20 protein-coding genes are annotated in these 20,009 nt (G+C 62.0%); 10 read left to right on the forward strand and 10 right to left on the reverse strand.

What is annotated here, in order from left to right:
• Positions 1 to 121 precede the first annotated feature (121 nt).
• From QDT79_RS14400 to QDT79_RS14415, 4 genes are all read left to right on the forward strand, one after another.
• A complete protein-coding gene (locus QDT79_RS14400) occupies positions 122 to 1,492 on the forward strand; it encodes an APC family permease (protein ID WP_063989632.1) in 1,371 nt (456 codons plus the stop codon).
• Between the two features lie 91 nt (positions 1,493 to 1,583).
• Positions 1,584 to 2,477 carry an aromatic amino acid DMT transporter YddG gene (gene yddG / locus QDT79_RS14405; RefSeq protein WP_308316647.1) on the forward strand — a complete coding sequence of 298 codons (894 nt, stop codon included), beginning with the start codon at positions 1,584 to 1,586 and terminating at the stop codon, positions 2,475 to 2,477.
• Between the two features lie 73 nt (positions 2,478 to 2,550).
• Entirely contained in the window at positions 2,551 to 2,823 is a 273-nt protein-coding gene (locus tag QDT79_RS14410; RefSeq protein WP_004941292.1) for a hypothetical protein, read from the forward strand.
• A gap of 373 nt (positions 2,824 to 3,196) precedes the next feature.
• A complete protein-coding gene (locus tag QDT79_RS14415) occupies positions 3,197 to 4,078 on the forward strand; it encodes a nucleoside-specific channel-forming protein Tsx (protein ID WP_049272741.1) in 882 nt (293 codons plus the stop codon).
• A gap of 54 nt (positions 4,079 to 4,132) precedes the next feature.
• Here the strand turns inward: QDT79_RS14415 and QDT79_RS14420 are convergent, their stop codons facing one another.
• Entirely contained in the window at positions 4,133 to 4,312 is a 180-nt protein-coding gene (locus QDT79_RS14420) for a hypothetical protein (protein WP_025160261.1), read from the reverse strand.
• A gap of 441 nt (positions 4,313 to 4,753) precedes the next feature.
• Between QDT79_RS14420 and QDT79_RS14425 the strand changes: the two genes are divergently transcribed.
• Positions 4,754 to 5,227, forward strand: coding sequence for an anti-virulence regulator CigR family protein (locus tag QDT79_RS14425; RefSeq protein ID WP_107226913.1), 474 nt, complete (start codon positions 4,754 to 4,756; stop codon positions 5,225 to 5,227).
• A gap of 114 nt (positions 5,228 to 5,341) precedes the next feature.
• A complete protein-coding gene (locus QDT79_RS14430) occupies positions 5,342 to 5,872 on the forward strand; it encodes a chorismate mutase (RefSeq protein ID WP_063989635.1) in 531 nt (176 codons plus the stop codon).
• Positions 5,873 to 5,875: 3 nt separating this feature from the next.
• On the opposite strand, the gene QDT79_RS14435 is transcribed toward QDT79_RS14430, so the two are convergent.
• From QDT79_RS14435 to hutC, 4 genes are all read right to left on the reverse strand, one after another.
• On the reverse strand, positions 5,876 to 7,411 hold the full coding sequence (locus QDT79_RS14435) for a serine hydrolase domain-containing protein (protein ID WP_308316648.1): 1,536 nt from the start codon (positions 7,409 to 7,411) through the stop codon (positions 5,876 to 5,878).
• Positions 7,412 to 7,656: 245 nt separating this feature from the next.
• Positions 7,657 to 8,460, reverse strand: coding sequence for an N-formylglutamate deformylase (hutG, locus tag QDT79_RS14440; protein ID WP_063989637.1), 804 nt, complete (start codon positions 8,458 to 8,460; stop codon positions 7,657 to 7,659).
• A complete protein-coding gene (hutI, locus tag QDT79_RS14445; RefSeq protein ID WP_063989638.1) occupies positions 8,457 to 9,680 on the reverse strand; it encodes an imidazolonepropionase in 1,224 nt (407 codons plus the stop codon). The genes hutG and hutI overlap by 4 nt, the downstream gene beginning before the upstream one ends.
• A gap of 157 nt (positions 9,681 to 9,837) precedes the next feature.
• Positions 9,838 to 10,593, reverse strand: coding sequence for a histidine utilization transcriptional repressor HutC (hutC, locus tag QDT79_RS14450; RefSeq protein ID WP_063989639.1), 756 nt, complete (start codon positions 10,591 to 10,593; stop codon positions 9,838 to 9,840).
• A 180-nt stretch (positions 10,594 to 10,773) separates the two neighbouring features.
• On the opposite strand from hutC, the gene QDT79_RS14455 reads away from it, so the two are divergent.
• From QDT79_RS14455 to QDT79_RS14465, 3 genes are all read left to right on the forward strand, one after another.
• Positions 10,774 to 12,144 carry a formimidoylglutamate deiminase gene (locus QDT79_RS14455; RefSeq protein ID WP_063989640.1) on the forward strand — a complete coding sequence of 457 codons (1,371 nt, stop codon included), beginning with the start codon at positions 10,774 to 10,776 and terminating at the stop codon, positions 12,142 to 12,144.
• Positions 12,144 to 12,707 carry a HutD/Ves family protein gene (locus QDT79_RS14460; protein ID WP_063989641.1) on the forward strand — a complete coding sequence of 188 codons (564 nt, stop codon included), beginning with the start codon at positions 12,144 to 12,146 and terminating at the stop codon, positions 12,705 to 12,707. The genes QDT79_RS14455 and QDT79_RS14460 overlap by 1 nt, the downstream gene beginning before the upstream one ends.
• 69 nt (positions 12,708 to 12,776) lie before the next feature.
• Complete coding sequence (locus QDT79_RS14465) at positions 12,777 to 13,778, forward strand: LacI family DNA-binding transcriptional regulator (RefSeq protein WP_063989642.1); 1,002 nt, start codon at positions 12,777 to 12,779, stop codon at positions 13,776 to 13,778.
• Positions 13,779 to 13,819: 41 nt separating this feature from the next.
• On the opposite strand, the gene QDT79_RS14470 is transcribed toward QDT79_RS14465, so the two are convergent.
• The 5 genes from QDT79_RS14470 to QDT79_RS14490 all read right to left on the reverse strand — a co-directional run bounded on the left by QDT79_RS14470 (position 13,820) and on the right by QDT79_RS14490 (position 19,249).
• Positions 13,820 to 15,262 carry a glycoside hydrolase family 32 protein gene (locus QDT79_RS14470; protein ID WP_308316649.1) on the reverse strand — a complete coding sequence of 481 codons (1,443 nt, stop codon included), beginning with the start codon at positions 15,260 to 15,262 and terminating at the stop codon, positions 13,820 to 13,822.
• A complete protein-coding gene (locus QDT79_RS14475) occupies positions 15,259 to 16,518 on the reverse strand; it encodes an MFS transporter (protein ID WP_308316650.1) in 1,260 nt (419 codons plus the stop codon). The genes QDT79_RS14470 and QDT79_RS14475 overlap by 4 nt, the downstream gene beginning before the upstream one ends.
• Before the next feature lie 168 nt (positions 16,519 to 16,686).
• Positions 16,687 to 17,991, reverse strand: coding sequence for an MFS transporter (locus QDT79_RS14480; RefSeq protein ID WP_308316651.1), 1,305 nt, complete (start codon positions 17,989 to 17,991; stop codon positions 16,687 to 16,689).
• A 90-nt stretch (positions 17,992 to 18,081) separates the two neighbouring features.
• Positions 18,082 to 18,468, reverse strand: coding sequence for a GFA family protein (locus QDT79_RS14485; RefSeq protein ID WP_308316652.1), 387 nt, complete (start codon positions 18,466 to 18,468; stop codon positions 18,082 to 18,084).
• A gap of 82 nt (positions 18,469 to 18,550) precedes the next feature.
• On the reverse strand, positions 18,551 to 19,249 hold the full coding sequence (locus tag QDT79_RS14490; RefSeq protein WP_063989646.1) for a DAPG hydrolase family protein: 699 nt from the start codon (positions 19,247 to 19,249) through the stop codon (positions 18,551 to 18,553).
• Between the two features lie 93 nt (positions 19,250 to 19,342).
• Between QDT79_RS14490 and QDT79_RS14495 the strand changes: the two genes are divergently transcribed.
• On the forward strand, positions 19,343 to 20,008 hold the full coding sequence (locus QDT79_RS14495; RefSeq protein ID WP_063989647.1) for a TetR/AcrR family transcriptional regulator: 666 nt from the start codon (positions 19,343 to 19,345) through the stop codon (positions 20,006 to 20,008).
• Position 20,009: the final 1 nt, after the last annotated feature.

Consider the following 20,009-nt stretch of genomic DNA (forward strand, 5'->3'; position numbering starts at 1 on the left):
GTCGCCGGCCGCCCGACAGTGATCCCAACCCGTTTTTCCCGCCGCTTGAGCAGCAGTTTCCCCGCGGCCTCTCTGAATGACGTTGCACGGTTGACAGCAGAGGACCAAGAGGGGAAATGCCATGACGATTAAAGCCATCGACGGCGGCCCGGCGGGCAAACCGCAGCTGCGCAAATCCCTCAAGCTGTGGCAGGTGGTGATGATGGGCCTGGCCTATCTGACGCCGATGACGGTGTTCGATACCTTCGGCATCGTCTCCGGTCTCACCGACGGCCATGTGCCGACCTCCTATCTGTTGGCGCTGGCCGGCGTGCTGTTCACTGCCATCAGCTACGGCAAACTGGTGCGCCAGTTTCCTACCGCCGGCTCCGCCTACACCTATGCGCAGAAGGCGATTAACCCGCACGTCGGTTTTCTGGTGGGGTGGTCATCGCTGCTCGATTATCTGTTCCTGCCGATGATCAACACGCTGCTGGCGAAGATTTACCTGACCGCGCTGTTCCCGGAAGTGCCGCCCTGGGTGTGGGTGGTGGGCTTCGTTATCCTGATCACCGCTATCAACCTGAAAAGCGTCAATCTGGTGGCCAACTTCAATACCCTGTTCGTATTGGCGCAGGTGGCGATCATTCTGGTGTTCATCTATCTGGTGGTGCGCGGCCTGCACAACGGCGAGGGGATGGGCACGGTGTGGAGCCTGCGGCCGTTCCTCAGCGAGAATGCGCACCTGCTGCCGATCATTACCGGCGCGACTATCCTGTGCTTTTCGTTCCTCGGTTTTGACGCGGTGACTACGCTGTGCGAAGAGACGCCCGACGCCGCCAAGGTGATCCCGCGCGCCATCTTCCTGACCGCGCTGTACGGCGGGGTGATCTTTATCAGCGTGTCGTTCTTCATTCAGCTGTTTTTCCCGTCCATTCAACGCTTCCACCAGCCCGACGCCGCGCTGCCGGAGATCGCGCTGTACGTCGGCGGCAAGCTGTTCCAGTCGATCTTCCTGTGCGTGACCTTCATCAACACGCTGGCCTCCGGCCTGGCGTCGCACGCCAGCGTGTCGCGCCTGTTGTACGTGATGGGGCGCGATAACGTGTTCCCGGAGAAATTCTTCGGTTACATCCACCCCAAATGGCGCACGCCGGCGCTCAACGTGCTGATGGTCGGGCTGGTGGCACTGTCTGCGCTGTCGTTCGATCTGGTGACCGCCACGGCGCTGATCAACTTCGGCGCGTTGGTGGCCTTTACCTTCGTCAACCTGTCGGTGATCAGCCACTTCTTCATTCGCGAAGGGCGCAACAAAAGCTGGAAGGATCGCTTCAACTTCCTGCTCCTGCCGCTGGTGGGGGCGCTGACGGTGGGGGTGCTGTGGCTGAACCTGGAGAAGAGCTCGTTGACCATGGGGCTTATCTGGGCGACGCTGGGCTTTGGCTATTTGGCCTGGCTGACCCGGCGTTTTCGCCAGCCGCCGCCGCAGCTCGAGCGGCAGCCGCAGCAATAAATTCACAGGCGGGAGTTTCCCGCCTTTCTTTTTGGCGCGTGCGGCAGTAGAGTGAAAAACCTGATAAAAAATAACCCATTGGACCCGCCTTATGCCCGCTTTGCCCTCGCGTACCCGCGCCACGCTGTTCGGTTTGTTGGCCATTTTGCTGTGGAGCAGCGTCGTCGGCCTGATCCGCAGCGTCAGCGAAGGGCTGGGGCCCATCGGCGGCGCGGCGATGATCTACAGCGTCAGCGCGGTGTTTTTGCTGGTGGCGCTCGGCGTGCCGAAATGGCGCAGCTTTCCGCGGCCTTATCTCATCGTCGGCAGCCTGCTGTTCGTCAGCTACGAGATCTGCCTGTCGCTGTCGCTCGGCTACGCCAACACCCGCCTGCAGGCGATAGAAGTGGGCATGATCAACTACTTGTGGCCCTGTTTCACCGTGCTGATGGCGCTGGCGCTCAACGGCCAAAAGGCCAAATGGTGGCTGCTGCCGGGGCTGCTGCTGTCGCTGTTCGGCATCGGCTGGATCATGAGCGGTGAGGGCGGCTGGTCACCGGCGCAGATGCTGGCCAACGTGCGCAGCAATCCGCTCAGCTACGGGCTGGCCTTCAGCGGCGCGGTGATCTGGGCGCTGTACTGCAACCTGACCAAGAGGATCGCCCAGGGCAGCAACGGTGTGGTGCTGTTCATTGTGCTGACCGCGCTGGCGCTATGGCTTAAATATGCCTTCAGCGAGGAAAGCGGCATGCAGTTCAGCGCCGGCGTGACCGCGACGCTGCTGTGCGCCGGGGTGGCGATGGGGGCGGGGTATGCCGCCTGGAACGTCGGCATTCTGCACGGCAATATGACGCTGCTGGCGACCGTCTCTTATTTCACTCCGGTGCTGTCTGCGGTGTTCGCCGCGCTGGTGTTGCACACCTCGCTGACCGCCAATTTCTGGCAGGGCGTGGCGATGGTTACCCTCGGCTCGTTGATCTGCTGGCGGGCAACTCGCGGAAATTAACGGAAATTATCCGCCGTCGGCGCAATGTTGAACTAGAATTTAACTAGCCATGTTGCCTGAAGGAACGACGACGATGAGAAGCGACATTCAATTTATTCAACAACCCGAAATCGACGTGCATCACTATGAGCGCGGCGATACCGTGCGCCTGACCACCGCGAATCTGCGGCATGAATATCAGCTCGACGTTTATATTTTGCGCCGCGACGACAAGCTGATTTATGGTTCGGTCGTTGCGGCGGCGCCCAAGACCGACATTCCGGTCGCCAGCTGGGAGGTCAAAAACGGTGAAGAGGTGGCGTTCCGCCAGGAAAACATCGCCAAGGCAGTGCCGGCGGTGAACTGATTTCGCTGTGCGTATTTTCTGCTGATTTTGATGAAGGCCGACGTTTATGCGTCGGCTTTTTCTTTTCCACAACACGATGGCGAGCAGGTGACGCCTTGATGACAGTGGGCTCAAAAACTGCGCTAAAAATCGATGTGCATGACAAAAATCACAGCGAATGTGAATTTGAATGAAACATAATTTGACAAATGTGAACGCAATCGATTACCTATTCGCGAAATGCGTAACTGGATCACAGATTCTTACAGTCAGTGGTTTCTATAATGCGCGCGTCATCCGAGTTTCTGTGTGAAGACAACGCCAGGTGTCGGCAGACTCATTGTCATCTTTTCTAAACGGGCAGGAAATGGCCCTTTAAGCATGTGGTAATAAAATGAAAAAAATAGCTCTCGCAGCAGGTGTACTGCTCGCAGCGTCTTACAGTGCATCATCAATGGCTGATAGCAAAGACAGTCAATATGTCTCCGACTGGTGGCACCAGAGCGTCAATGTGGTGGGCAGCTACCACACTCGCTTCGGGCCGCAGCTGAATAACGACGTGTATCTCGAATACGAAGCCTTCGCCAAGAAAGACTGGTTCGATTTCTACGGTTACGTTGACGTGCCGAAGTTCTTCGGCGTGGGCAACACCCCGGATCGCGGCATCTGGGACAAAGGTTCCCCGCTGTTTATGGAGATTGAACCGCGCTTCTCCATCGACAAACTGACCGGCACCGATCTGAGCTTCGGGCCGTTCAAAGAGTGGTACTTCGCCAACAACTACATCTATGATCTGGGCCACAACGCCGACGGCCGTCAAAACACCTGGTACATGGGTCTGGGCACCGATATCGACACCGGCCTGCCGATGAGCCTGTCGATGAACATCTATGCCAAATACCAGTGGGAAAACTACCAGGCTGCCAACGAGAACAGCTGGGACGGTTACCGCTTCAAGGTGAAATACTTCGTGCCATTGACCCAGGTGTGGGGTGGCAACCTGAGCTACATCGGCTTCACCAACTTTGACTTCGGTTCCGATCTGGGCAAGGACAGCCATTGGGTTGACGGCACCGGCAAACAGGTGCGCACCGGCAACTCGATCGCCTCCAGCCATATTTTGGCGCTGAACTACGATCACTGGCACTATTCTTTCGTGGCGCGTTATTTCCATAACGGCGGCCAGTGGCAGGATGGCGCGGATATCGGCACCCCGCAGGGCCCGATCAAGTCTACCGGTTGGGGTTATTACCTCGTGGTTGGCTATAACTTCTGATTTTCCGTGTTATCAGAAACAGAAAACCCCGCCTGGCGGGGTTTTTTTTCGTCATCACTGGGCTTGTTCGACCGGGAGATGCTTCACCGGCATAAACAGCCTGCCTTTGATCACGTGACATTCATTATTTATCCAACTAATGATTTGTTCACGGCTGACGCCTTCCGACTGCGCGTACCGATGAAGATCGCCGTTAAAGTGTCGAGTGATGTATTCCATGAGGGTCATTTGCACGTCTTTTGCTCCTGAACGCCCACCCGTTGCCAGCCTGGCCACCGCGGGAGGTTGAGGTTTCTCAGACAGCGAATGTAAATTATCGGCAACTAAATCTCAACATAAAGCACCAGATTGGGGCGACGGCGGCGGGAAAAAGAATCCCGCACGGAGAGGCGGGAAGTGTTCGCTATTATCATTATGGATGATAAGAATAAGATTTGAGGTGCGACGAAAAAGAGCATGCTAACTCTTTTTTGTTACCTTCCCACGCTAGCGTAAGGCTTATTTTTCTTCAAGAAAAATCTGAGGTAAGTATCGGCATTTTCGAGGCGTTTTGCGTTAAAACAAGATTTTGGCGCGTCTGCCGTCAAACCGCGCCGTTATCTCGGAGTTTCCTTATACTTTGTCAGGAAATGGCCCGCTATAGTCAATAGCGTCACCCACGCAGGAATACACAACATGAACAAACGTCGTACGACCCTCACGGTGTTGGCGCTGATCGCGTCGCTGGGGTTGTCATCCGCTCCGGCTCTGGCCGATAAGGGCGGCAACGGTAATGGCCATGGCAACAGCGGCAATCACGGTAATAGCGGTAACCATGGCAACAACGGCAACAAAGGCAATAAAGATAAAGGCGGCTATAGAGACGGCGATAATCTGGTTTCCGTCAGCCTCTCGCGCGACCGCGCCCGTTCGCTGGCGCGCAACTACGGCCTGACCGGCTACAGCTCGCTGCCACCGGGCATCGCCAAGAATCTGGCGCGCGGTAAGCCGTTGCCACCGGGCATCGCCAAAAAAGTGGTGCCTTACTCGATGCTGCGTGATCTGCCGCAGTACCCGGGTTATGAGTGGCGTATCGCCGGCGACGATCTGGTGCTGGTCGCGCTCAGCACCGCAATTGTTGCTTCCGTCATCAACGGCGTTTTCGACTAAGGTTTGTCGAGCGTTATCGGGCCTCGCTGCGGCGGGGCCTTTTTATTTGCCAGCGCGGGGCGGACGTGGTGAACTTTGGGCCTTACGTTTTCACTGCATCATAAGGGAGGCGCCATGTTCAGGGCGTTATTGATAGCCTGCTGTTTGACCAGTTTTCCTGCGTTGGCCGACGGCGCCGCCGCCATCGGCGAACTGGTGAACCAACGGCTGTCGTTGATGAAAGACGTTGCCGGTTACAAGGCGCAGCAGCATTTGCCGATCGAAGACCTGGCGCAGGAGGCGAAGGTGTTGGCCAGCGCGCAGGCGGAGGCGGGGCGTTTGGGGTTGGAGCCGGCGTCAGTGCGGCCTTTTATCGCCGCGCAGATGGACGCCGCCAAGGCGATTCAGTATCGCTATCGCGCTGACTGGCTGGCGAGCCCGGAAACCGGTTGGCAGCCTCGCCCGTTGGCGCAGGTGCGCCCGCAGATTGCGCGGTTGAGCAGCCAGATATTGCAACGGCTGGCGGAGCGGCTGCGTGCCGGCCCGCTTGGCGAAGCGGATCGGGCGGCGTTTATGGCGTCCGTGGATCAGGTGAATCTCAGCGCCGCCGACAAACGGCGGCTGGCGGATGCGCTGCTGGCGGTCAAAACCGGCAGCGCAGGCTGAGCGTCAGTCGCGGCCGACGGTGCTGCGGCGGAAGGTCAGCATCCGGCTGCGGTTGGCGATGAGATCCACGTTGTAACCGCGGAAATAGAGGCAAAAGCGTTTTAACCACGGGCCGTCCTGGCACTCCACCAGCATGCGGCCCTGGCCGAGCGGGCTGAGCGTCCCGGTCTGCGCCGCCGGGCCGACGCCGATATGCACCCGATTGCCGCGAATTTCAAAGGCGGTGCGATAGTGCGGGTGATACCACAGCCCCTGCACATGCTTCAGGCAGTCGCCGTTGGCCGCGACCGGCAGAAAACGGCGCGCCACATGCCCGACTTCGCCCTCGACCGCTTCGCCGGTCCACTTCAATTTGATCGGCATATGGGCGGACAGCGACACCGCGTAGCCGTCCTCGCCCTGATACAGCGGTTCACCGCTGCCCAGATAAGCCAGGTTACCGTCTTTGACCTCCAGCCAGTGTGGCTCTGCCAGCGTGGCGTAAAGGCCGTCTGGGATCGCCGCACTGCGCTGTGGCAGGGGTTCGCCCAGCAGCGCCGCCATCACCTGCAAAGCCATACCGAAACTGTCGCAGTCTTCGCGGTTGGCCACCAGCGCGACGCCGACCTGGCGATCGGGCGCCAGCAGGAAATAGGTTTTGTAACCGGCGTGGGAACCGCCGTGCCCGAGCAAGCGGTGGTGGCCCAGCGGGGTTTGCGCCAGACCCAGGCCATAAGCGCTGAGCTGGCCCTGATTGAGGCGGCGCGGGGCGCCGAGTTGCGCCAGCACGCCCTGGCCGGGGCCCTCGTCGGCCAGCAGCGTTTGCAGCCAGCGGGTGAGGGCGTGAAGGCTGCCGGTCAGGCTGCCGGAGGCGGAAAGGTGCAGGCCGGCGCTGGCGTGTTGCCAGCCCTGCGGCGCACGCCAGTAACCCGGCACCAACCCCGGCACCACGTTGAACCAGCTTTCCGGCGCTTGCATCTGCACCTGCAGCGGCCGGGCGATGTGCCGTTGCACCAGTTGGTCGAAATCATACCCTTTGCCGTGCAGCGCGGCCTCCAGCAGCCGATAACCGGTATTGCTGTAGGCGATCTCGCTGCCGGCTTCGTAGTTCAACTTCTCCAGCCCTTCGATAAACTGCATCACCGGCTGCGCCTCGCTGACGGCGTGCAGCGAGATGCCGAGCAAACCGAGCGTCTCGCGCACGTCGGGCAGGCCGCCGGTCATGTCCAGCGCCTGGCCGACGGTGACGTCCGCCAGCGCAGGCTGCAGGGCGGGCAGCAGTTCGCCCAGGCGCTGATCGAGCCGAATGGCGCGGCCGGTGGCGTTCAGCGCCAGCGCGGCGAAGATATGTTTGGTCACGGAGGCGTAGCGCACCACGCTGTCGGCGGTGAAGGGGGTATTCTGCGCCAGATCGGCCAGGCCGGCGCAGGCGGTGGCGCGGAGTTGTTCGGCGTCAAACAGGGTGATGGCGCCGCCGGGTTCGCCACGCTGTTGCCAGCCGGCCAGCAATTGTTCGGCGAGGGCGCCGGCAGCGCGCCAGTTTAACGGTGTTACAGACATAGGGCCTCCAGAGTGATGGTTCGAAACGGGCCAGCTCGGCCACACGCCGCCCGGCGCTGACGATGAGCGCGGGCTTTTCGGCTGATTGTGGCGCAGTGCGTTTTTCGTCGGCCGCTGTTTTGTGCGCTGTTTAGACCAGTCAGTGAGGAATCACACGAAACTTTGATATAGCGCGCAGATTGCGGCTGACGTTGCGGTTAAAGGCAGGGAGAGAAACAGGCGCCGGGCGGCGCCTGCAGAGGGGATCAGTTGAGTCTGGCGGCGCCGTCCAACAGGCCTTCAATCATCTGCTTGAGCAGGCGCTGCAGCGAGGCGGCGCGCTGCGGTTCGAATGCGTAAGGATACTGTTCGGACATGTAGTTCACCTGCGCCAGCTCAAGCTGGATCGCATGCTGTTGCTGCTGCGGCTGCCCGTAGGCGCGGGTGATGTAGCCGCCCTTGAAACGGCCGTTCAGCACGTGGGTATACTGCTGTTGCTGCTCGCAGCAGGCGACCAGCCGATCGCTCAGCGCCTGGGCGCAGCTTTCACCACCGTTGGTGCCGAGGTTGAGATCCGGCAGTTGGCCGTCGAACAGACGCGGGATCACCGAGGCGATGGAGTGCGCGTCGAACAGCAGCGCATAGCCGTGCCGCGCTTTGAGGCGCGCCAGCTCGTCCTGCAACTGCTGATGATAAGGTTGCCAAATTTGCTGCAGATAGCCGGCGCGTTCTGCGTCCGTCGGCGCTTTGCCCGGCAGGAAACTTGGGCGGCCGTCGAACAGCACGTCGGGATACAGGCCGGTGGTGGCGGTGGTGTACAGCGGCTTGTCGTCCGCCGGGCGGTTCAGATCGATGACGAAGCGCGAATAGTTGCCGACCAGCACGCTGGCGCCCATCGCCCGTGCGAAGTCGTACAGCTGCGGAATATGCCAGTCGGTATCGGGCAGCGGGCGGGCGTCGTCGGTCAGCCCGGCCTCGACCGCCGGCGTCAGTTGCGTGCCGGCGTGCGGGATGCTGATCAACAGCGGCAGGCTGCCGCTCTGGAAGCTAAAAGGATCGCGAATGGTCATTGACGTACTTCTCCTCGGAAAATCACCGTACAGGGCAGCTGACCGCCCAACCAATAAGCCAGTTCCGCCGGCCGCGACAGCGGCCAGTGAACGAAGTCCGCCACCTTGCCGGTTTCCAGCGTGCCGTGGCTGTGTTGCAGCCCCAGCGCTTTGGCGGCGTGGGTGGTAACGCCCGCCAACGCTTCTTCCGGCGTCAGGCGGAACAGCGTGCAGGCCATGTTGATCATCAGGCGCAGCGACAGCGCCGGCGAGGTGCCGGGGTTGGCGTCGCTGGCGATCGCCATCGCCACGCGGTGCTTGCGGAACAGCTCCACCGGCGGGCACTGGGTTTCGCGCAGCAGGTAATAGGCGCCGGGTAGCAGCACCGCAACGGTGCCGGCGTCGCCCATGGCGCGGGCATCTTGCTCGGTGGCGTATTCGAGATGGTCGGCGGAAAGCGCGTGATGTCGCGCCGCCAGCGTGCTGCCGCCGAGGGCGGAGAGTTGCTCGGCGTGCAGCTTGACCGGCAAACCGGCGGCTTCGGCGGCGGCGAAGACTCGCTCCACCTGCGCCGGTGAGAACGCCAGATGTTCGCAGAAGGCGTCAACCGCATCCGCCAGGCCGGCGGCGGCCGCCTGCGGGATGATGGTATCGCAGACCAGATTGATGTAGTCGTCGGCGCGGTTGGCGTATTCCGGCGGCAGCGCATGGGCCGCCAGACAGGTGGTTTTCACCTCGACCGGCAGCAGCTCGCCCAACTTGCGCGCCACCCGCAGCATCTTCAGTTCGCTCTCCGGGCTGAGGCCGTAACCGGATTTGATCTCCACGCAGGTGACGCCTTCCGCCAGCAGCGGCCGCAGGCGGAACAGCGCCTGCTCCAGCAGCAGCGCTTCGTCGGCCTCGCGGGTGGCTTTCACGGTGGAAATGATGCCGCCGCCCTGCGCGGCGATGTCGGCGTAGCTCACGCCGTTCAGCCGCTGTTCGAACTCGCCGCTGCGGTTGCCGCCAAACACCAGGTGCGTGTGGCAGTCAACAAAGCCGGGGGTGATGATGCCGCCGTCGAATTTCACCGTTTCGTCCGCGATCAGGCCGGGCGGCAGCGCCGCATGTTCGCCAATCCAGACGATCTTGCCGTCGCGCACGGCGATCGCGCCGTCGGTCAGGGTGTGATAGTTGCCGTCGCGCATGGTGACGATATCGGCGCCGTGCCACAGGCTGTCACAGTGAATCTCAGACGTCATTGCTTTCCTCCGCCGGAGCCGCAGCTCCCACATGGTTGTATATACAATCAAAAACAACCTAACGCATTCACCGGGATGTCACAAGAGGCGGGAGAGATTTTGTTATCAGGATGTGATCGACAGCGGAGATGCGGGCGCAGGGCGCGCCCGCCGGGGATCAGACTTCGCTGGTGAAGCGGCCGAACAGTTGATAACGGCTGCCGGGGTACAGCAGCCGGGCCGAGGTCACCACGGTTTTGCCGGACCAGGTGCGGCGATGGATCAGCAGACCGGGTTCGTGGTCTTCCAGCTGCAGCAGCTCGCGCTCGCGCCGAGTGGGGATCACCGCTTCGACGATGTGTTCGCCGGCGGTCAGTGGCGCAGCCTGCGTCAGATAGGTGTATGGCGTGACGCGATCGAAATCCTGCTTCAGGTAATCCGGCGCCACCAGCGGGTTGACGCAGCGGTCTTCCACCTGCACCGGCACGTCGTTTTCGTAATGCACGATCTGCGAGTAGAACAGCCGTTGGCCGGGGTGAATGCCCAGCGCCGTCGCCTCTTCCTCGCTGGCCGGGCGGGCCTTCAGCTCGAGGATCTTGCTGCTGTGGCGATGACCGCGCGCGGCGATCTCATCGGCGATATTGTGCACTTCCAGCAGCGCGGTATGCGCTTTGGCTTCGGCGACGAAGGTGCCGACGCCCTGCATGCGAATCAAAAAACCTTCGCTGGTCAGCTCGCGCAGTGCGCGGTTGATGGTCATGCGGCTGACGCCCAGTTCCGCCACCAGTTCACTTTCGGAGGGCACGCGCTGGTGCGGTTGCCAGTGCCCCGCACGAATTTGATTCACGATCGCCTGTTTGACCCGTTGGTAGATCGGGGCGGGGGCATCGCTCATTGCAGCCGCCAGTTGTAACACGGTCTGTTGTTCAGCCACGACGTTAACCTCGTCAAATAAAAAAATAATAACACCAGTTTACTGTTGATGTCGGCGTATGTATATGTATATACAACTAGTGGCCGTCGCGCCAGAAACTTGCCGGCGACCGCCAAAAATTCCTGAATGCGCGCCATCGCCGCGCCTCATACGCCGTTACACCAACAGTGGAATACTGCCATGCCTGCTTATTTTGCCCCACGCGCTTTGCTCCCTGAGGGCTGGGCGCATAACGTCCGGCTGGACGTCGATGCGCAAGGTTATCTGACTCAAGTTACCGCCGACGCTGAACCGCAAGGCTGCATCCGGCTGCACGGCGACGCGGTGCCGGGCATGCCGAACCTGCATTCCCACGCTTTCCAGCGCGCGATGGCCGGGCTGGCGGAAGTGGCGGGCAACCCGCAGGACAGCTTCTGGACCTGGCGCGATCTGATGTACCGCCTGGTGCAGCGTCTGACGCCGGAGCAGGTGGAGGTGGTCGCCCGTCAACTGTATATCGAAATGCTCAAGGGCGGATACACCCAGGTGGCCGAATTCCATTACCTGCATCACGACACCGACGGTAAACCTTACGCCGATCGCGGTGAAATGACCGGCCGCCTCAGCGAGGCCGCGCATCAGGCAGGCATCGGTATGACGATGCTGCCGGTGCTGTACAGCTACGCCGGTTTCGGCGCACAGCCGGCACAGCCGGGGCAGAAGCGTTTTATCCAGGATACCGAAAGCTATCTGCACCAGCAGCAGGTGATTGCCCGCCAGCTGGCGGATCGTCCGTTGCAGAATCAGGGGCTGTGCTTCCATTCGCTGCGTGCGGTGGAGCTGGGCCAGATGCAGCAGATTTTGGCCGCGTCGGATCGTACCTTGCCGGTACATATTCATATCGCCGAGCAGCAAAAAGAGGTGAACGACTGCCTGGCGTGGAGCGGGCAGCGCCCGGTGGCCTGGCTGTATGACCATCTGCCGGTCGATCAGCGCTGGTGTCTGGTGCATGCCACCCACCTGGATCGCGATGAGCTGGAAGCGTTGGCGCGCAGCCGCGCGGTGGCCGGCCTGTGCCTGACCACCGAAGCCAATCTCGGCGACGGCATTTTCCCCGGCGACGCTTACCTGCAGCAGCAGGGGCGCTGGGGCATCGGTTCCGATAGCCACGTTTCGCTCAACGTGGTGGAAGAGCTGCGCTGGTTCGAATACGGCCAGCGGCTGCGCGATCAGCGCCGCAACCGTCTGACGACGCCGGAACAGTCGGCGGTGGGCGATGTGCTGTACCTGCAGGCGCTGCAGGGCGGTGCGCAGGCGTGTGGCGCGCCGATCGGCCGGTTGCAGAGCGGCTATCGCGCCGACTGGCTGGTGCTGGACGGCGACGACCCGTATCTGGCGGCGGCGCCGGACGCCTCGATCCTCAACCGCTGGCTGTTCGCCGGCGGCAAAGAGCAAATTCGCGACGTGTTCGTCGGCGGGCGGCAGGTGATTGAGCAGGGGCGGCACGCGCTGCAGCAGCAGAGCAGCGCCGAGTTCCTGCAGGTGCTGAAAACCTTCCAGCAGGAGGCGTAATGAGCCTGACCCGTTTTGACTTCGCCGCGCTTCCGGTCAGCCCGTGGCGCAACGGCGGTGGGGAAACCCGTGAAATCGTCAGCTGGCCGCCGGGCGCGCAGGATTTTGACTGGCGCGCCAGCATCGCCACCATCGCGCAGGACGGGCCGTTTTCCGCCTTTGCGGGCATCGATCGTTCGATCACGCTGCTGGAAGGCGACGGCGTGCGGTTGTTCAGCGCCGGGCATATCGACCATCAATTGGCTCGCGTCGGGGAACCGTTCGCCTTTTCCGGCGACGTGGCGCTGGAAGCGACGCTGCTGGGCGGCGCCAGTCAGGATTTCAATATCATGACGCGCCGCGGCCGGCAGGCGGCCGAGGTGCGGTGCAGCACGGTGCCCGTCACCCTGCTGCCCAATCGGGCGGGCGTGCTGTATGTGCTGAGCGGAGTTTGGTCGCTGCCGGAGGGCGGCGAACTGCAGGCGCGCGAGGGCGTCTGGTGGGCGGCGCAGGCGGCGGGCGGCGAAGTGGCACCGCTGACGGCCGACGGCGCTCTCCTGTGGGCGAACATCACAGCCTGCTAATGCAGAGTAGAGTCCTGCGCCCGGTTATGGGATTATTCACTTTTCCCCATTAATCATAAAGAAGGGCGCATGGCTTCGCTGAAAGACGTCGCAAAACTTGCCGGAGTCTCGTTGATGACGGTGTCCCGCGCCATCAATGAACCCGGCAAGCTGCGGCCGGAAACCTACCGCCGCGTCAAACAGGCTATCGACCAGTTGGACTACGTGCCGGATCTGTCGGCGCGGCGTATTCGCGGTGACGGAAACCGCGTGCAGACACTCGGCGTGCTGGCACTGGACACTGCCACGACGCCGTTCTCGGTGGAAATGATCCTGTCGATTGAGAAAACCGCGCGCGAGCGAGGCTGGAACAGCTTCGTCGTCAACCTGTTCGCCGACGACAACGCCGAACAGACCGTCGATCTGCTGCTGGCGCATCGTCCGGATGGGGTGATCTTCACCACGATGGGGCTGCGCGAGGTGACATTGCCGGCCAAACTGCTGGACAAAAAGCTGGTGCTGGCCAACTGCGTCAGTCCGGCACATTCGATCGCCAGCTACATTCCTGATGACGAGCAAGGGCAGTATGACGCCACGCGCACGCTGATCGCCAAAGGCTATCGCGCGCCACTGTGCATTCATTTACCGGCGGATACGCTGGCGGCGGGCCTGCGCCGTCGCGGTCTGGAACGCGCCTGGCGCGAAGCGGGGCGCGATGTTGAACAACTGCGGCAGTATCATCTCGATCTGAGCGGCGGCGATCAAAGCTATCGCGACTGCGTCGCGCTGCTGGAGCGGCATTTCTCTGCAGGACGGCGTGATTGCGATGTCGTGGTGTGCGGAAACGATCGGATAGCCTTTCTGGTGTATCAGGTCTTGCTGGCGCAAGGATGGCGGATACCGCAACAGGTGGCGGTGCTGGGTTACGACAATATGGTCGGCACCGGTGAGCTGTTCCTGCCGGCATTGACGACGGTGCAGCTGCCGCATTATGAGCTGGGCCGCCTTGCGGCGCTGCATGTGATTGAGCAGCGGGAGCAGCGTGAGACGGTGAAAGTGCCTTGCCCGCTGTTGGAGCGTGGTTCGCTGTAAGCGCACCGGGTGCGTTGCTGCGCGCCCGGTGCTCATGCCCATTATCCCCAGAGGCTTGCCAACCGCCATCCCGTGATGGGCTCAAACTGTGCCCGGCCGCCTTCGGCGAACAGGCTGAGGCGGCGATCGCCCTCCGTCGGATAAATTCGGCTGGTCAGGCAGGTCTGCCCCTGATCGACGAAGATCTCCAGCGATGAGCGATCAATGAAGATCCGTAGCGACAGGCTGTCACCTTCTGGCAGCGGCACGCTGCGGCAGGTGCACAGGGCGGGGGTGTCATGAAAACGTTCCAGCACCAGCCTGTGCGCCTGATTGTCGACGAACAGCCGCGCCGCACTCCCGATGGCCAGCCCGTAGCGCTCGGCGTCGTTGTCGGCCGGTCTCAACGTCAGGGTGAGTTCCTGCACGTCGTCCGCCAGCGGCAGATGCTGATTGGTCAGCGTCTGTGCCAAAAAGGTGTGCGATTCTCGGCGCAGCGCCGTCAGTTCACGCGCCGGGTTCATGCGGACGCTGCCGTCGGCGGCCAGCGTCAGCTCACGCGGCAGGGTGAGGGCGCCGGCCCAGCGGTGCGCTTTGCTGGGCATTGGGGATTCCCACATATCCATCCAGGCAAACAGCAGCCGACGGCCGTCGGCGGCGGTGAAGGTCTGCGGCGCATAGAAATCGTGGCCGGCATCCAGCTCGCAGAAGGGTTGGGTCACCCTAAAGTCGCTGTCAGGCCGCCAGTGGCCGAGCAGATAGCCGCTCTGGAAGCGATTGCGGTAGCGGTAGCCCTGTGCCGCCAGCCCCTGCGGTGAGAACAACAACAGGTGTTGTTCCCCCAGCGGGAAGAAATCCGGGCATTCCCACATATACCCTTGATGCGCCGCCTGCGCGCCGGCCAGCACCCGATCGAAGCGCCAGGCGCGCAGATCTGCAGAACGGTACAGGCGCACCTGGCCCAGGCCGTTTTCTTTGGCACCGACCACCAGCCACCATTCGCCGTTCTCGCGCCAGACTTTCGGATCGCGGAAATGCTGAATGCCGTCCGGCGCGGCCAGCACCGGCCCGTGCTTGACGAAGCGTATGCCGTCTTCGCTGGTGGCCAGACATTGCACTTCCCGCACCTGGCTGTCGTCGCCGGGCTCGCCCAGCCACACGTGGCCGGTGTAAATCAGCGTCAGCACGCCGTTGTCATCCACGGCGCAGCCGGAAAAGCAACCGTCTTTGTCATAGGGCGCATCGGGCGCCAGGGCGATGGGCTGGTGCTGCCAGCGGATCAGATCGCGGCTGGTCGCGTGTCCCCAGTGCATGGGGCCCCAGTGCTCGCTGTAGGGGTGATGCTGGAAGAAGGCATGATAGACGCCGTCAATACAGATCAGGCCGTTGGGATCGTTGATCCAGCCGGCGGGCGGCGCGAGATGGAACAGCGGGTAGTAATCGTCTCGGCGCTCTGCGCGCAGGGCTTCGACCGCATGGTCGGCTCGAGCTAAGGCAGTGTTCATTGGACAGACTCACTTGATTTAATGGCGGATTGAAAGGGGGTTGCGCTGGCGGAACGTTCGCCGCGCAGCAGGAAACAGGAGACAAGCGTCGTGGCGGCGACCGCGCACCCCATCAGCAGATAGGTGTCGGCAAAGCCGATGCGGTCATAACCGTAGCCCGCCAGCGGCGACAGGAAGCTGGCCATCACCTGGGTGATGAACTGAAAGCCCACCAGGTAAAGCGTTGAGGAGAGGCGACTGTCGAAGCGGCTGGCGATGTATTTGAAGATAGCGATCAGCAGGATCGGCAACTCTACGGCGTGCAGCAGTTTCATGGCGGAGATCATCAATGCGCCGCTGACCAAGCCTGAGCCGAACATGCGCAGCGCCATCACGCCACCGGCCAGCAGCAACCCCTGTTTGGCGCCGATGCGGTTCACCAGCAGCGGTGCCAGGAACATGCCGCCGGCTTCGAGGAAGACCTGCAGCGAGTTGAGGAAGCCGTACATCTCGTTGCCCTGTTCGCGAGAAGCGAACTGCGAGGCGAAGTAGACCGAAAATTGCTGATCGAACACGTTGTACACGCTGATACCGAGCACAAACACCACCAGCGCCCAGAGGCCTGGCATACGCAGCAGCGCCAGCGCGTCCTGCAGCCGCAGATTTTCCGGTTTGCCGAACGCCAGGCCGGCCATGGCGTTCGGCTTCAGCTCGCGCACCTGACTGAGCAGCAACAGGAATACCACGGCGGCGGCGGAGGCCAGCCAGAAATTGATGTTCGGATCGATATTGAAGATAAAACCGGCCAAAAAGGTGGCGCTGGCCCAGCCGAGCGATCCCCACATGCGGGCGCGGCCGAATTCGAAACCGCTGATGCGGCTGACTCGCTCGGTATAAGATTCCAGCGCGCCGATGCCGGCGAAGAAGGTGGCGCCGATAAATACGCCGCCGACCAGCGCACCGAGCGGCAGGCTGCTCGCCAGCAGCGGGGCGTAAACGTAGATAAAGAACGGGCCGGTCAGCAGCAGCATCACGCCGAGAAACTGCAGCAGGTGCTTGCGCAGCCCAAGTTTGTCCTGAATAAACCCGTACAGCGGCTGGGTGCACAGCGCTACCAACGAGATAGCGGAGAAGATCAGGCCAGTCTCGGCGCCTTTCAGGCCGATTTTCTGATTCAGCCACAGCGAGATCAGTGAAAAGCTGGAAGACCAGGTGAAGAAAAAGAAGAACAGCAGGCCGCTGAGCAGCACGTAATATTTTTTAGTTTCGCGGTTCATGGGTAGGGCCCCGGTGAGTGAAGTTAGTTCTATTGTTAACGTTAACTCGCGAGGGGGTGAAGCTAGCAGATATCACGCGTGCGATGTTAATCACAAAAGTTAACGTTAACATTTGTGCCTTGTGATCAAAGTCACGCGTTGGCAAGGGGGCGATGCGCCCCCGGAGGATTAACGTTCGTTCAGCGAGCGCAGATGGTCGTCGCGGCGCAGCGTCATCAGCGCAAACAGGCTGACCACCGAGGTGGCGACCACGTAGTAGGCGGGAATGTCGATATTACCGGTCTGTTTGATGAGGCCGGTGATAATCAGCCCGGCCGAGCCGGAAAATACCGCATTGGACAGCGAATAAGCCAGCCCCAAGCCGGTATAGCGCACCCGGGTCGGGAACATCTCCGCCAGCATCGCCGGGCCGGGACCGGCCAGCAGGCCGACCACGGCACCGGCGATCATGACCGCCAGCCCTTTGGCCCACAGTGAACTCTGCGCATCCTGCAACAGGTGCAGCAGTGGGAAGGTGAACAGGATCACCGCCGCCACCGCCGTCAGCATCACCGTTTTACGCCCCAGTTTGTCGCTGATGATGCCCGCCGGCAGAATGGTCAGGGCGAAGCCGACGTTGGCCAACACCGTCGCCACCAGCGCCTGCTGGAAGGTGGCGTGCAATGAGGTTTGCAAATAGGAAGGCATCACCACCAGGAAGGTATAGCCGGCGGCCGACCAGCCCATCATGCGGCCGATGCCGATCAGAATGGTTTTCGCCACGCCGCTCAATCTCGCCTCCTGCGGTATGGCGCTGTGCTCCGCGACGCGCTGCGCCTGGGTAAACGTGGGCGTTTCCTCGAGCTTGAGCCGCAACCACAGCGCCACGGCGCCCATCGGCAGCGCCAGCAGGAAGGGAATGCGCCAGCCCCAGTCATGCAGTTGCTGCGCGCTCAGCAGCGCGGCCAGCAGCGCCACCAGTCCAGCCCCGGCCAGCAGGCCGAGCGCGACGGTCAGCGATTGCCAGGCGCCGAACAGCCCGCGCTTGCCCTTCGGAGCGAACTCGGTCATCAGCGACACGGCGCCGCCGAATTCGCCGCCGGCGAACAGCCCCTGAAACATGCGCAGCAGCGTCAGCAGCAGCGGGGCGGCGACGCCGATCGAGGCATAGGTCGGCATAGCGCCGATCAGCGCGGTGGCCAGCGTCATCAACAGCAGAACCGCAATCAGCGTCGGGCGACGGCCGATGCGATCGCCGATGCGGCCGAAGATCACCGCGCCGATCGGCCGACAGAAAAACGCCAGCGCGAAGGCGGCGTAGGTGAGGATCAGGCTGGTGATTTCGTTTTCACCCTGCAGCGTGAAAAAATTGGCGGCGATAACGGTGGCCAGGAACCCGTACACCCCGAACTCGTACCATTCGATAAAGTTGCCGACCGAGCCGGCCAGTAACGCCTGACGCGAGCGGCGCGCGTCGAGAGTCTGTTGATTCATCCCCGTTCCCATACTTTTGAATTATTGTTCGTCAGTTCTAAATTTATACGACAAAACAATCAATTGATTTCAGCGAGAACTGTGAGGCGCTCAGCGCCTGCCGTCGATACGCCACCATTCGGGGCAAACATCGGCGAATGCATGTGAGGTCGGGCGCAGCTCCGGTAGATCGGCCCGATCGAAGCTGCCGGTGGCCAGCGCCACCGTCGGTTCGTCGTCGATCGCCCCCAGCGTGCTGCCGCAGCGCGGGCAAAAGGCGCGGCTGGAATAGGGTGAAGAACGGTAGAGTGTGGGTATGCCGCCCGGGCCGTTCCACTCGACGGCCTGACGCGGAAATTCGACCCAGCAGAGCGTCGGTGCGCCGGAGTGGCGGCGGCAAAAATCGCAGGAACAGCTGTGCGGATTGCCAGGCAGGCCGCGTGCCTGAAAGCGAATATGCCCGCACAGGCAGCCGCCGCTATAGCAGGGGTTTTCCATGAGTTCTCCGTCATAGACGCGGGAATGGCGATGAAAATCACTATAGCGGCATCGCGAAAAAATAACAGGCTCCGCTGGCGACTTACCAGAGCAACGGCGCAGGTTCGCGACCGTTTTCGGCGTAGTACAGCGACGGCAGGAACTGCGCCAGATAGCTGAACTCGTTGTAGCAGTGGCGCATCAGGTTAAAGCCGATGTCATCTGGCAGCTCGTCGTGGGCGTTGGCGCAGGCTTTACCCAGCAGGAAGCGACTGCGTAGCACGCAACCATAGGGCGTGTCGCGCACCAGGTGCAGCATCTCGCCGTCGCAGGGATCGCCGTTGTCATCCAGCGCCACCTGGTCGCCGAAGCCGATGCGAGCGCAAACGGCGGCGGAGAGCGCCTGCGCGTCGCGCGCCTGGCGCAGCGGCTGCGGCGCGAAGAAGTCCTCGGCGGCGTGAAACTTGAGGCGCGCCGCGACCGGCGGCAGCTCCGCCAGCCATTCGACCGCTTCGATGCTGGCGCCGATGTAGCTTTCCCCCTTTTTCCAGTGGCGATCCCAGCCACGGTGTTCGACGTGATCGTGCGGGTGCCACCAGTTGATGTGCTGAGTCGTCTCGAAGAAGGTGAACCACCAGTCCAGCATGCGCCCTTTGCAGCCGTGCAGATCGGTACGAACTGCCACGGTCAGCAGGCCGTCGGCGCTGCGGCTCAGCCCCATCTCCAGCCGTAGCGGTTCTGGCCTGAGCAACTCGTTGATATCGTTGACGCCCCACGGCGCCAGCAGGGAAGGATGTGTCATAATGGGTTCCTGTTTAATTTTGGAAACGAATTTCGTTTCCAAAATAAGGCTATGCCGCTATGCTGAGTCTGTCAACGCTTGTGAGGAATAAATATGGCGAACCCGAATGAAGAACCGCTGCGCGCGCGCGGCCGGCCGGCCACGCCGGAAACGGCGCTGCGCGCGGCGCTGGCCCAGGCGACGTTGGCGCTGCTGCTCGACGGCGGCTATGCCGCAGCAACGGTGGATGCGGTGGCGAAACGCGCCGGGGTGGCTAAAAAAACCCTGTATCGCTTTGCCGCCAACCGTGATGAGCTGGTAGCGCAGGCGGTAAGCGGCTGGACCGAGGCGTTTCAGCCGGCCTTCGCCCAGGATGCCGGGCAGCGGGCGGCGGTTGCGCCACTGTTGGAAAAAGGGCTGAAGGCCATCGCGCAGCAGGTACTGAGCGCCGAAGCGGTGGGCATGTTTCGGCTGCTGCAAAGCGAGTTTCCGGGGCGCGAGGGGCTGCTGGACAGCTATCAGCGCAACGGCATTCAGCACGGCCGGGCGACGGTGGCGGACTGGCTGCAGCGCCAGCGGCAGTGCGGGTGGCTGCGTGAGCGAGACTGGGCGCAAACCAGCGATCTCTTGTTGGCGATGACCATCGCCGAACCGCTGCGGCAGATGACGCTGGGGCTGTTGCCGCCGGGCAGCGCGATCGACGAGCGCATCGCGGCGGCGGTGGCGCTGGTCATGCCGGGTTTGCTGCTCGGGGAAAACGTGGATTGCGCCGCATTGTGAG

Origin of the sequence: Serratia marcescens (assembly GCF_029846115.1) — a bacterium.
GTDB lineage: Bacteria > Pseudomonadota > Gammaproteobacteria > Enterobacterales > Enterobacteriaceae > Serratia > Serratia marcescens_L.

Bases quoted from the DNA above. Each gene is read 5' to 3' on its own strand.
- QDT79_RS14480 (WP_308316651.1), bottom strand. From the start codon at position 17,991: ATGAATCAACAGACTCTCGACGCGCGCCGCTCGCGTCAGGCGTTACTG.
- QDT79_RS14400 (WP_063989632.1), top strand. From the start codon at position 122: ATGACGATTAAAGCCATCGACGGCGGCCCGGCGGGCAAACCGCAGCTG.
- yddG (WP_308316647.1), top strand. From the start codon at position 1,584: ATGCCCGCTTTGCCCTCGCGTACCCGCGCCACGCTGTTCGGTTTGTTG.
- QDT79_RS14485 (WP_308316652.1), bottom strand. From the start codon at position 18,468: ATGGAAAACCCCTGCTATAGCGGCGGCTGCCTGTGCGGGCATATTCGC.
- hutG (WP_063989637.1), bottom strand. From the start codon at position 8,460: ATGACCATTCGCGATCCTTTTAGCTTCCAGAGCGGCAGCCTGCCGCTG.
- QDT79_RS14455 (WP_063989640.1), top strand. From the start codon at position 10,774: ATGCCTGCTTATTTTGCCCCACGCGCTTTGCTCCCTGAGGGCTGGGCG.
- QDT79_RS14435 (WP_308316648.1), bottom strand. From the start codon at position 7,411: ATGTCTGTAACACCGTTAAACTGGCGCGCTGCCGGCGCCCTCGCCGAA.
- QDT79_RS14490 (WP_063989646.1), bottom strand. From the start codon at position 19,249: ATGACACATCCTTCCCTGCTGGCGCCGTGGGGCGTCAACGATATCAAC.
- QDT79_RS14495 (WP_063989647.1), top strand. From the start codon at position 19,343: ATGGCGAACCCGAATGAAGAACCGCTGCGCGCGCGCGGCCGGCCGGCC.
- QDT79_RS14425 (WP_107226913.1), top strand. From the start codon at position 4,754: ATGAACAAACGTCGTACGACCCTCACGGTGTTGGCGCTGATCGCGTCG.
- QDT79_RS14475 (WP_308316650.1), bottom strand. From the start codon at position 16,518: ATGAACCGCGAAACTAAAAAATATTACGTGCTGCTCAGCGGCCTGCTG.
- QDT79_RS14415 (WP_049272741.1), top strand. From the start codon at position 3,197: ATGAAAAAAATAGCTCTCGCAGCAGGTGTACTGCTCGCAGCGTCTTAC.
- QDT79_RS14470 (WP_308316649.1), bottom strand. From the start codon at position 15,262: ATGAACACTGCCTTAGCTCGAGCCGACCATGCGGTCGAAGCCCTGCGC.
- QDT79_RS14410 (WP_004941292.1), top strand. From the start codon at position 2,551: ATGAGAAGCGACATTCAATTTATTCAACAACCCGAAATCGACGTGCAT.
- hutI (WP_063989638.1), bottom strand. From the start codon at position 9,680: ATGACGTCTGAGATTCACTGTGACAGCCTGTGGCACGGCGCCGATATC.
- QDT79_RS14430 (WP_063989635.1), top strand. From the start codon at position 5,342: ATGTTCAGGGCGTTATTGATAGCCTGCTGTTTGACCAGTTTTCCTGCG.
- QDT79_RS14460 (WP_063989641.1), top strand. From the start codon at position 12,144: ATGAGCCTGACCCGTTTTGACTTCGCCGCGCTTCCGGTCAGCCCGTGG.
- QDT79_RS14465 (WP_063989642.1), top strand. From the start codon at position 12,777: ATGGCTTCGCTGAAAGACGTCGCAAAACTTGCCGGAGTCTCGTTGATG.